11 protein-coding genes are annotated in these 11,453 nt (G+C 63.7%); 5 read left to right on the top strand and 6 right to left on the bottom strand.

Annotated elements, in window-relative coordinates; translation table 11 throughout:
• Positions 1–187: 187 nt before the first annotated feature.
• A complete protein-coding gene (locus N4264_RS14380) occupies positions 188–490 on the bottom strand; it encodes a hypothetical protein (RefSeq protein ID WP_261692941.1) in 303 nt (100 codons plus the stop codon).
• 16 nt (positions 491–506) lie between these two features.
• Here N4264_RS14380 and N4264_RS14375 point away from each other — a divergent pair, with 16 nt between their 5' ends.
• The 3 genes from N4264_RS14375 to N4264_RS14365 all read left to right on the top strand — a co-directional run bounded on the left by N4264_RS14375 (position 507) and on the right by N4264_RS14365 (position 2,173).
• Positions 507–1,217, top strand: a complete 711-nt coding sequence (locus tag N4264_RS14375; protein WP_261692940.1) for a HupE/UreJ family protein — start codon at positions 507–509, stop codon at positions 1,215–1,217.
• A gap of 8 nt (positions 1,218–1,225) precedes the next feature.
• Positions 1,226–1,849 (top strand): hypothetical protein, encoded by a 624-nt coding sequence (locus N4264_RS14370; protein WP_261692939.1) that lies wholly within the window; start codon positions 1,226–1,228, stop codon positions 1,847–1,849.
• 75 nt (positions 1,850–1,924) lie between these two features.
• On the top strand, positions 1,925–2,173 hold the full coding sequence (locus N4264_RS14365) for a hypothetical protein (RefSeq protein WP_261692938.1): 249 nt from the start codon (positions 1,925–1,927) through the stop codon (positions 2,171–2,173).
• Between the two features lie 79 nt (positions 2,174–2,252).
• Here the strand turns inward: N4264_RS14365 and N4264_RS14360 are convergent, their stop codons facing one another.
• The gene (locus N4264_RS14360; RefSeq protein ID WP_261692937.1) at positions 2,253–3,620 is read right to left on the bottom strand and encodes a delta-60 repeat-containing protein; all 1,368 of its coding nucleotides are present in this window, start codon (positions 3,618–3,620) and stop codon (positions 2,253–2,255) included.
• A gap of 292 nt (positions 3,621–3,912) precedes the next feature.
• Here N4264_RS14360 and N4264_RS14355 point away from each other — a divergent pair, with 292 nt between their 5' ends.
• Complete coding sequence (locus tag N4264_RS14355; protein WP_261692936.1) at positions 3,913–4,242, top strand: hypothetical protein; 330 nt, start codon at positions 3,913–3,915, stop codon at positions 4,240–4,242.
• Entirely contained in the window at positions 4,208–4,744 is a 537-nt protein-coding gene (locus tag N4264_RS14350) for a hypothetical protein (RefSeq protein WP_261692935.1), read from the top strand. The genes N4264_RS14355 and N4264_RS14350 overlap by 35 nt, the downstream gene beginning before the upstream one ends.
• 203 nt (positions 4,745–4,947) lie before the next feature.
• Here N4264_RS14350 and N4264_RS14345 read toward each other — a convergent pair whose 3' ends face one another.
• The 4 genes from N4264_RS14345 to N4264_RS14330 all read right to left on the bottom strand — a co-directional run bounded on the left by N4264_RS14345 (position 4,948) and on the right by N4264_RS14330 (position 11,447).
• The gene (locus N4264_RS14345) at positions 4,948–5,790 is read right to left on the bottom strand and encodes a S1 family peptidase (protein WP_261692934.1); all 843 of its coding nucleotides are present in this window, start codon (positions 5,788–5,790) and stop codon (positions 4,948–4,950) included.
• 938 nt (positions 5,791–6,728) lie between these two features.
• Positions 6,729–7,706: an acyltransferase domain-containing protein gene (locus N4264_RS14340; protein ID WP_261692933.1), complete on the bottom strand. Its 978-nt coding sequence runs from the start codon at positions 7,704–7,706 to the stop codon at positions 6,729–6,731.
• A 16-nt stretch (positions 7,707–7,722) separates the two neighbouring features.
• A complete protein-coding gene (locus tag N4264_RS14335) occupies positions 7,723–10,365 on the bottom strand; it encodes a 50S ribosomal protein L11 methyltransferase (protein ID WP_261692932.1) in 2,643 nt (880 codons plus the stop codon).
• A gap of 110 nt (positions 10,366–10,475) precedes the next feature.
• Positions 10,476–11,447 (bottom strand): class I SAM-dependent methyltransferase, encoded by a 972-nt coding sequence (locus N4264_RS14330; RefSeq protein WP_261692931.1) that lies wholly within the window; start codon positions 11,445–11,447, stop codon positions 10,476–10,478.
• Between the last annotated feature and the right edge of the window lie 6 nt (positions 11,448–11,453).

Genomic DNA, 11,453 nt, shown 5'->3' with positions numbered 1-11,453 from the left:
GCTGCCCTTCGAACCCTGGCGACCACGATCATCATCAGTGCCAGGAACAGCAGCCCCCAGCCGCCCAGCGCCGGCAACGGGACAGGCTCAGCGGGTGCCAGCACGGTCAGAACCCGCGAAGGCGGGCCACCCGGGTAAACATCGGTTCCGGTGAGGCACCGGCCTGATCCGGTGCCAGGGCGACCGGTTACGTATCGCTGAACCTGATACCGCTGACGGAAAACCCGTTCGGACTGGTGATCATCACCGTCATCGTTATCGTGACCGTACCGGCAACGCCGCTGTCGACGGGTTGAACGACTTTGCCATCGTCAGCGGCAAGCCCTGCGCGAAAAGCGCCGGGGCCCAGGCCATGGCTTCCAGAATCGGCGCGAAACCGGGGAAGGCATCGAAGCGAATCGAACGCCGGCGTGCGAACTTGGATTTCGACTCCTTGGAGGCACGGCTGCAGCGTCGCCACGACGATGCCGGCAGCCGCGTTCGTGATCAATCGTTCAGGACATTCCATGCAGAAAAGATCGCTTTTTCACCCGGTACCTGGGCCACTTCGATGGTCTTTCCTGATCGCCCTGTTGCTGCTGTCCTCGTGCGCGTGGGCGCACGGTGTCGCCAGCGACGACAAGGCCTTCATCGAGAACAGCAGCGGCGTGCAACTGGTACCGTTCCTGTACCTGGGAGCCAAGCACATGGTCACCGGCTACGATCATCTGCTCTTCCTGTTTGGCGTGATCTTCTTCCTGTACCGACTGCGCGATGTCGGCCTTTACGTCACGCTTTTTGCCGTCGGCCACAGCGCTACCCTGCTGTTCGGCGTCCTGACCGGCACGCACGTGAACCCCTACCTCGTCGATGCGGTTATCGGTTTGTCGGTCGTCTACAAGGCACTCGATAACCTTGGGGCGTTCCAGCGATTCTTCGGGGTGCAGCCGAACACGAAGGCTGCCGTGCTGGTGTTCGGCTTCTTTCACGGATTTGGCCTGGCCACCAAGCTGCAGGAGTTCACGCTGCCGGCGGACGGGCTGGTCGCCAACATCCTGGCATTCAACGTGGGTGTCGAGATCGGCCAGTTGCTGGCGCTGGGCGGCATCCTGATCGCAATCAGCTACTGGCGCCGTAGCGACGCATTCGGTCGCCAGGCGTTTGCCGCCAATACGGTCCTGATGGTTGCCGGCTTCGTGCTGGTTGGTCACCAGCTCACCGGCTATTTCGTTTCTTGAGGTCTGCCATGTCGTCAACGCACGCGCTTCATCCACACCCGACCCGTCACCAGTTGCTGAAAGCGACCGGCGTGGCACTGATCGCCGCCGGCCTTATCCTGGTCACCGCCGTGCTGCCGGCCGAGCATGGCATTGACCCGACCGGTATCGGTCGTCGACTCGGCCTGCAACGCCTGAGCGCCAGCGCCGAACCCGTGGTGACTGCCACGCTGCCCGTCAGTGCGTCGACTTCGCCGTCGCCGGTGACGGGCAGTGCCCCGGTTGCCGGCAGCGCGCTTCGCAACGCGTTCGTCATCCAGAGCCTCACGCCGTTCCGCACCGGCGAAATGCAGGTGACCCTCGGTCCGGACCAGGGAGCCGAGATCAAGGCCAAGATGCACAAAGGCAATCAGTTCACTTTTAACTGGTCCAGCAGCGCCGGCGCAGTGGAATTCGACATGCACGGCGAAGCCGTCAACGCGCCCAAGGATGCGTTCACCAGCTACTGGAAAGATGAGACGGCCAGCGGCGCCGGCACCTTCACCGCACCGTTCGAGGGATCCCACGGCTGGTACTGGCACAACCACGGCACACAGCCGGTGACAGTGACGGTGACCGTCAGCGGTTTCTACAGCGAGCTGTATCGTCCGTAAGGGCTACGGCGTGCCGGACGATTGCCGCCGCCGGCACGCCTCCACCGATGGCGGCCATGTTGTCTGGAGAACACGATGACTCTGCGTTTCCTCGTGGCGGCCGCCCTGGCCGCCGTTGCTGTACCGGCGCTGGCGCATGACCCGGCCGCGCACTCGCGACGCCCGGCCGCGGTTCCGGCCGAATGCGCCGAGTTTCAAGGCAAGGACCCGGCGACCCTCAATCTGAAGGATCCGACGGTGAAAGCAGCGTACGAGAAGTGCGAAGCGGCAAAAAAAGCAGCGAAAGAAGCAGACAAGGGCGCACACGCCGAACACGATCATTGATCCGGTGGCGGGAGAGCCCTGCTCTCCCGCTGTTGGCCGCGCCGATGAGGGGGCGGGCCGACGCCCCCGGTTCGCCGGCTCAATCTCCCATGCTGCTGGAGAACAGCTCATCGGTGTTGTAGCGCGCCACGGCAAAATCGAAGTCACTGTTCACCCATCGGCGGCTCGCGCCGAGATAGACCTTGCCGTTGAGATAGGCCAGCGAGAAGCCACCGTAGCCAAGGTCGCTGGACGTACCGGCCTGCGTCGGCCAGTCGACCCCGAGGCTGATCGGTCCGAACGAGAGGTCGTTCACGCCGTTGGTGGACATGGCCATCGCAAAAGCCTTCGTCGGCTCTGCCGAATCGCGAAAATGGGTGACAGCGCTCCCGGTACCGGTGCGACGGATCTTCGCGATGTACGAGGACGAGCCAGCGAGGCATTTGGCTACTTCCATGTCGAGGCTGTTGGCGTCCCACAGCACGGCGAGTGCACGATAGTTGCCAGAGACGTACGGATAGGGATAGTAGGTGCCCACGCCCAGCACGCTGCCATTGGGCATCCGCACGATGTCGTTGATGTGGGTGCCTCCGGTAGCACCTTGCGAGGCACAGGTCGCAAAATCTAAGGCATCGGAGGTAGTTTCGTCGCAAATGATGGAGTTGCTGCCCGTGCCGGCGGTGCACGCCAGCGCCAGCGTCTGGGTGGTGGGTCCAGCGGCAGATTCAATACTGGCCGAAATGAACCAGCGTCCGTTGCGACGCAGGGTCATGCCGTTTACCAACCACGGGCGAAACGACGAGATTGCATAGACCCCCTTGCCGTCTCCGTCGAAGGTGGAATCCAGGTTTCCGTCAGTGGTGAGCCGGGCAAAACCGATGTCGTAGGTCGTGCTACTGGTGAATACCGAGATGATGGCAGCGATCTTGCCGTCCGGCAGCACCATCAGCGCGCCCGCGCTGCGAGTGGACACGCCAATATCCACGTCGATTGACCCGTCACCGGAGAAATTGGTATCCGGCAGGCCGTCGGGCAGATATCGTGCCACGGTGAAACCGGCATTGAGCCGGAACATCACCAGGTAACGGCCCTGGGCGTCCACCTGGATGTCCTGCACGGAATCCGGACCGGGGTAGTTGCGAATCCCCGCCGGTCCACCGAACGTGAAGTCGCGCGTTCCGTTCGCGCTGAGGCGCCCGAAGACGAGGTCGGCGTCGTTGACGTCGTCACGCGCGCGACCGATCAAAACGGAGCGCCCGTCAACCAAGGGCACGATCGCCTTCAGTGTGTCTTCCAGGACGCCGCCCAGATCGACATTGAACTGGCTGCGCGGCGCCGCCGTGCACACCGATGCCGTACCACAAAAGAATCCCGGATCGGGCGTGGCAACAGCCGGATTGGCCGCGTCTGAGCCAGTGGAGGCTATGAGCAGTGTCGCGGCAACGAGTGAAAGTGAAAGACGGTCCATGGTTCCCCCGGCTAGGATGCGTTCGGAGGTAATGAACGCATTATCGGGGCAAGAGCGGCAACTGGTTCCGAATCCGGGGCTTCGCAGGGAGTGCCTTCCAGGGTCCCAGCACGGATGCCTATACTCGCAACCCGAGTCAACGGGCGAGCCAATGAACTCCACACAAGGTTGGGACAGCGTAGTCCGGTATCGGGGACGAGACGACGTTATCGTCGCTGTGGTCAGTGTCCCGTCCCCGGATGAAGCGGGTTACCGGGCTGCCATCGAGTCGGTCCTTGAGGCAACTGGCGATATGAACGCATTTCTTGCGCTTCCCCCCACCGATCCGCCGAACAGCGGGAATCGCTGCGGGCGCCGGTACTACACCTTGCGCTTCGCCACCGGGGGCGATGTGCTTGCCGCCGAGCATGAACGTGTGTTCTGGGAAAGGGCAGTCGAGTTCGTCGCGCTACGCCCACTCATCGCGCGGTACGTGCGGCAAGTGAATGCGAACGTGACCATTCCGAACTGGCAGGACGAATTCCATCCGCGCGGCTCCTTCGCCATGGCGCCGCTCGCACTCGCCGACGTGACGTACTGCCCCCAGCTTGGAAGCCTTTTTTCTCTGGGACATGGGGCATGAGACGTTTCAGGAAACGTTGATCGACCAGCTGTTCGCACGATACGGCATGACCGACGAAACGCGCGAGCTTCTGGCCTGCCGTGTGTGTGCGGACGGTCAGGCGATCGTCCGGCAAGTCGCGGCCGCGCTGGACAATCACGGGTTCGACTCCCTGGACCTGGACTGGTTTGCAACTCGGTGCATCGCGCTGCTGCGTCGCCACGACGACAGTACGGGGGAAGCCGATCTCGACGACGATGATGATGACTACAGCCACAGCGAAATCGCGCTGCAGGAATTTGCGTTGACGTACGCCGGTGGTGACGTCAGCAAATATGATCGCGTGTGGGACGCCTTCATCCGCGCCGGCAGCTCCGTCCGTGCCGGCCGCTTCAACGGGAAGTGGTCGCGCAACAATCGCGCGCATCGTACGAAGCGCGACACCAGGCACTGGGATGCGGAATTCGTGGCGTCGAGTGTCGAGCACATCAATCGAGAGGGCCCGCTGCTGCCTCTGGCGTAGCGACCCCGTTGAGCCCGTATTGGCGCCTGTCCTCCCTATCCTGCGGCGGTACACTCCGCCTCGACTCAGGCACTAATAGGCCACCCGGCGTTCGGGAGCGCCCGTTCGCATTGCGCGACCGGGCGCCCTGCCGAGGCCGGCAATGGCGGCCAGCCGATCGTTGCTACGTCTGCAGAGCGTGACTTGTCCGCATCAGTCCAGGATTACGGTCCCGTTACCAGAGTCATGCGCGGAAATGCCTCCAGAATCGGGAGAATCGGCTGGAAGAAGGTGAGCGGCGTCTGCTGGTCACAATTGTGAGTCCCATTGGGCAGGTAACCACCGGAGTTTACCCCCTGTGCGTGGCCGGTCGGTGTGACCACGGAGCCACCGGAATCGCCGGCGGCGACGCAGGCCGACGTTGTCGAGAGACCGAAAACCAGCCCCTCTGCGTATTGAACGGTCACGTTGGTGGCTGTCAAAGTGCCACACCGTGCACCGGAAACGACGCCGGACCGGCAGATGGGTGCGCCGACCACGGCCGGAGTCGCACCAACAATGGTCAGGTTGCCGCCGAACGAATAGGCATTGACCCACGGCCGCGGGATACCTTGCGGATTGGCGTTGTGAACGACCCCGTAGTCGCTGGTCGGAAAGACGCTGGCATAAACATCGCCGATCGATTCGCGTTGCCACGTCGTGGTCGACGCGCCGACGCCGCCACAGTGGCCTGCCGTCAAGAAGCCATTGTACTGGTCTTGCCGGACAGCAAACCCGATCGAGCAGATGTGCTGCGTGCCGATGCGGTAACCATCGCCGCCGCGAACATCGAAGGTCAGCTGCGGGCGGTGCTTGGATTCGGTGAACTGGATCAGGTGCGCATCGACTCGGGTTGACGCAATAAGGTCAATCGCCCGCTTGTGGGCCCCCGCCTCGACGTCGACGACCAACCGGTTGAGCCGTACATCGACGTACCAGGAATGAAGCGAGGGGTCGAGCGCCGCGGGCTTGCCCGACACCCGCTGCGTCTGGACGATGTCGTCCAGCTGCTGCTTCGCCGCTTCCAATTCCGCCAGGCTGAAGTCAACGGGTTGGATGCGTCCCCCTTCAGATCGCCGAATTTTGCCAGCCCGGCGCGCGTCACGCCGACGACGACTTCAAACTGCCCTTTCGGATTTCGATCCAGCCAAAGGCCTCCGAAATCGCCTCCGAGTGAACTGCGCAGGTCCTTTTCCAGCGCCGGCAGGCGTTGTTCCACCGTCCGGTACTCACTGACTGCTTCAACGCCCATGCCGAGGTCACGGTGAAGCGCAACCGACAGCACCGGATCGACTTTGTGCTGTTCGGCCGCAGTGACCGCTGCTGGCACTACTGCCGCAGCGACAGACAGCGCCAAAGAAGCCGCGGCGATCCCGCGCGAATTGCCCACTGACAACACCTTACGCATGACTGCTCCTGATCTGTGAAAGGATGATCTTCCGTGGCACGGCGCGGCGCGGGCGATGCCTGCGTCGTTCGGTTCACTGTCAGAGCCCGACACCTTCCCCCGGCGAAGGTGTATCGACGGCTGGGCCGGAATGCTTACCGTCCACCATGCCGCGATTGTGCCGTTGACCATATTTACACAGATTCATCTTGCGTTGATGTTGTTACTTACCCTCAATTTGCTATCGCGGGAATGATGGCGTCCAGCTTTGCGAGCAATGCCAGCGGCTCTATTGCTGCTATCGCCACGCGCCCGGGCGTGCTCAAGCCCTGGCCCTTTGATGGTCACTTCTGTCGTGTCATTTGCGCTACCGCGGTTCGCCCTGCCTGCGTCGCCCGACGGGCAGACTCCATTGATTCGGACTTCCGCTCCGCATACCCGGGCAGGTTGGCTCTGGTGCCCGATCGGCACCAGGCCGAATGGGAGCGAGTTCAGGCAAAGGTTCGGAGAATTTCGTGGCCGCGGAACAGCGCGGACACAGCGAAGCTGGCCAGGGGCACGATCCCCTGGCCGTCGCTACTACACCCGCTCGGGCACACCCAGGCGTACGGCGCCGACGACCGCCTCAAAGTTCTGCAGCTCACCGCCGAACGGCGACAGAACTCGTTGCACCAGCGCTCCGGAGTCCGCCGGCAGCAAATAGCGCAGGAATGTGGCGAGCGTGCCGGACGGACCGACGTCGAGATAGCGGTATGGAGCCTCGTGCACCAGGCCCGCGATCGTTCGGCTGAATGCGATGGGATCGCGAATCACATTCCAGAAAAACGCACGGTCGGGCCACGTGTGAAACGTACGCGACTGGGCGCAGCAGATCAGCGGAATCCGCAGCGGTTGCAGAGGCAGTTCGTCGAAGCAGCGCAGCAGTGGCTCGCGCGCGGCGTCGATCCAGCGCGAGTGGAATGCGTACGACACGGGCACTCGCTGGTGGGCGATGCCGCGCTGACCGAGCCAGCGTTCCACGTCCGCCAGCTCCGCCTCCAGCCCGGCGACGACGAAGTGTGACGCGAAGTTGATCGCAGCCAGCTCCGTGCGGCTGCACAGTTCCGGTGCCTCGAACAGCGCGCAGTCAGCCACGACGGCAAGCATGCCTCCCCGCGGGCAGTGCTGCTCAAGAACGCGCGAGTACCGCATGATTGACGTCAGCGCGTCTTCCGGGGTTACGGCGCCAGCCACTGCGGCGGCGGCGAAGGTGCCCAGGCTTGCGCCGAGGGTCAGGTCTGCACGAACCCCTGCGTCCTCCAGTGCCTTGGCGAGCGCGTACTCCACCATGAAAATCGCCGGCCCGCTCAACGGCGTCCGCTCGAAGACGTTGGCCCGTGTGCGCGTGGGGTCGTAGATCAGCTCGAGGATCGAGGCACCCCAGCTGCGGCGGCAGAACGCATCCAGGTGATCCATCCAATAGCGGAACACGGCATTGTGGGCGTAGAGGGGCTGACCCATCTGGTAGTACTGGGACCCCTGGCCGGAGAACATGAAGATCGTCTTTTGCTTGTGCACGGCTGACATTCCCCGCTCAGCGGCCATTGGCGAAGAAGTGGGCGCAGAACCGTTGCGCGATCCTGGGGTCCAGTCCGTGTGCGGCGGGGTCGATCGCAAAGCGCTGCGCCAGCGCCGCCACACGCAGGTATTCCGCAGGATCTGCCGCGCAATGACGGAACAGGTCAGCGGTCTGGGACTGCAGTTCGGTGACTTGCTGGTACACGCGCGCATCGAATCTCGGCAGCCGCGAATACGCTTGTGCTGGCAACGCGTTCTGGCGCCAACGGAACGCCATGGCACTGCCGTTGTGACGCGCCGTGATCGGAAATCCCCTGCCCGCCTCGACCTGTACCTCCGGCAGGAATTGCAGCGCCTGCTTCCAGTGCAGCCGGTGCGGTGCATCCGGCGCGTTTGAAAGCCATCGGTCAGGTGCGAGCTGAAGATCGAACCAGAACAACAAGGCGCCGGCGGTGCCGCGTTCGATCGCTTCGACATCAATCTCACGCTCTTCAGGCGCCGGTGTTGCCGTGGCGAAATCGAACGCGAACACGTCGAACGGTTCGCTGAGCGGTCGGTACGCGAGCTCGCGCGCATCGACGTTGATGAATTCCGGGGAGAAGCGATACGGATTCAGGATGTTCGCATCGATGTCCCAGATGCGATCGAGCCGATACTCGATCACCATGCCCCGGATACGGCCTGCCATTGGCACCAGAAGAGCATTCGGCGCCAACAGGTGTTCGCGCGCATGGGTCAGGAAATGCAGCACGCCTTCGCCGATCAGACTGCAGTCGAACAGCTCGAACACGGCCAGCTCGGCGGGAGCCGGCATGTCCTCTGGTACGCGCATCCGACGCGAATCCATGCGGACGATGCGCACGCGATCGCCGACGCCATTGGCGAGGGCCACTTGCTCTGCAACGTCTGCCAGCGGCCCGTCGACCTCGCAGCCGTGGACGCGGGATGCGCCGAGCTGGGCTGCCATCACCGACAGCAGGCCGCAACCGGCACCGATATCGAGCACGCTGGCGCCGTTCCGCTCGGCGAGCCGCGCCGCCAGCGCGTCACGGTAGGCCGCATTGCGTGGCACGTCGACGATCATCGGCACATACCAGCTCGGCAGCGCGCAGGCTCGCATGGTACGTGCGGGCGGTACCGTTTCGAAGAACAGCCTTGTTGCCTCCACGACGACGTCGACGTCAAGCAGGCCGCCAGTCTCAAGCGCGATCGGATCGGTGTACTGCACGGCCGGCCGGATGCAGCGCATGCGGTTGCCCGGTGCTGTGCTCAGCCGCGCGCCGGCGATTTCGATATCGAACCAGAACAGCATCGCATTCAGCGTTCCGGATTTCACGACCGGCAGGTGGTGCGGCCAGCGGGCATCGGCAAACGTATTGAAGTCGACCTCACCGATCTCGGTGGGCGCGGTCAATCCGATCCAGCAGTCCTCGGACAGTTCGACGGGCTGGGGATACGGGCTCCAGCGCAACGCGGCCAGCGCGCCCAGATCGAGCTCCGTACCAGGATAGGCCCACTGCACGCCCATCGCATGCAGCCGTGCCTTTTCCGGCAGCACGCGCGCCTTTGTGGCGCCCCGCTCCCGATACGAACGGATCGTGCGTACGATGCCGGAACCGAGCAGGCTGTGGTCGATATCCGGTATGACCAGCCAGTCGTAGGTCGACAGCGGCAGCCCCTGCGCGTCGGCGGGCACCACATCGACGTGGCTGGCGAATGCCTCGAACGATGCCTGCCGCTGCTCGTCACTCCAGTCGTGGATGGCCGGGCCGTGCTGCGCGTGCCACGCGGCGAGCAGGTGCTTCTGCACGATACCCGCGGCGATCCGGGCATCGATCGCGGATTCTTCGACGATGGTCACGTGCACCGCGCCGTGGGCGAGCGCGCGCAGCGCGAACAGGCCGAGTTCGCTCCCGTGCAGCAGCACGCGACCGCCCGCGGTCGCGGCCAGGGCGCTATCCCAGGCCTGCAACCACTGCGGATCGTCCAGTCGTTCCAGTGTCGCCCGTGACGAAAGGTGTGCGCCGTAGCGCGCCAAATGCTGCCGCAGCCCGGCAACCATGGCCGGATTTGTCGACGTCGGAACCGCGGGATCCGCAAACAGTTGCGGATCGAACTCGACCCGCGGCAGCGGTGCCGGTGCATCCGGCGTCACAGGCGCCGCCTGAGGATCCAGCACCCGTTGCAGCAGCTCTTCCTTGCGCAGCTCACCGTCGAGCCGGTCGATCTGCCCGGTTGCGTGGGTATCGCCGGGGGCGAGCTCGCGCACTCGCCGATAGGCCGCGAGGGCCTCGCGCCCGTTGCGCAACGTGTCGTGCGCCGCGGCGAGCAGACGATGCCCGTCCACATCGTCCGGGCGAAGCGCGACGATCCATTCGGCGTCGGCAAGCACGGCTTCGGCCTCTCCCCGCTTGAGGTTGACGCTGGCGCGTTGCTGCCGCCAACGGGCCTCATCGGGCTGGAGCTCGGCCAACTGGTTGAGGTAGGTGACGGCCTCGTCGAGCCGTCCGTCCCGGTCGCACAGGTCAGCCATCTGCGCGATGGCGGGCACTGCCATGTGCAGCACGTTTGCCGGCACACGGCGCAGCGCCGCTTGCATCTGTGCGGTATCGCCACTCGCCAACGCGCGCAGCAAGGGTTCCTGCCAATCCGACATCATGAATTTCCTATTGCTCAGCGTTCCAGCAGTACAGCGATTTCCCCGCGACGTACACGCCGTCTCGCGGTACGCGACACGGCGTCGACCGGCACACGGCGAAGTCCGTGCGATCAGGTCTTCACGGCGAGGTGGTGAACATACGAGGTCAACTTGATCTCCGGAGCCGACATCGACCGCAACAGCAGGCGGGTGACAGCGCTCCGGAAAATGCGCTGCGCGAGCGAGAATCGGAAGTCCACGAAATCGGCGCCGTAATTGACGAGCAGCAAAGGCTCCGTCAGGTTGTGGAGGCCGAACTTGCTCCCGCCCTGCCCCTTCAGCGTGGTCCTCAGGAAGCTGTCGGGTTGCAATCGCTTGACGATCGCTGACTTCACCTGGGCGGTAATATCCGTCTGCTGCCGCCACTGGAAGCCGGAGCCGGCTTTCATGGCATCAAACCGTTGGCAGCGTTCTTCGGTAAATACATCTACAAAGGAAAAAATGCCTCCCGGCCGAAGAACGCGGCGAACCTCCGAGAGGAACCGCCCGAAGTCGGGATAGGTGTGCGAGCTTTCGATGTTGATCACCGCATCGATTTCGCCGTCGCCGAAAGGCATTTTTTCAGCATCACCGCAGACAAACGCCAGGCCGGGCCGCGCCCAGCGGGCGTTCGCGTAGTTGATCGCGTTCTGGCACAGGTCCAGCCCGACCATCTCGCCGACCGGGGTCGTGCGCGACAGGAAATTCAATCCCTGGCCAAAACCACAGCCCACGTCGAGCAACCTGGTCTGGCTGAAGTCGGTGATGCCGGTCGCCTGGAGCGCGAAAAAGTACATTTGCTCAGAAAAGCCATCGGTATTCGCGCTCTTGTACGAGGGAATGGCGGCTTCGATGCGGCGGTCTATCTCCGGCATGTCCAGGCCCCAGTTCCAGGCGATGCCGCTTCTGATCTGGGCGCCGGCGAAATCGTACATGGCCTTTACGGCTTCCTTGCACGCCTGCCGCTGCTCGTCTGTCTCGAACTCCCGCCCCTCGTTCACCACCGCCATGTCGCGCCAGAAACGCTCCACCTGCTTTCTGGAAAGGGAAACCGCCTTGCTCATAACCGG

Source organism: Tahibacter amnicola (genome assembly GCF_025398735.1).
In the GTDB taxonomy this organism is placed as follows: Bacteria; Pseudomonadota; Gammaproteobacteria; order Xanthomonadales; family Rhodanobacteraceae; genus Tahibacter; species Tahibacter amnicola.
The sequence above is the reverse complement of the archived record's forward strand: the minus strand, read 5'-3'. Positions and strand labels throughout refer to the sequence as shown.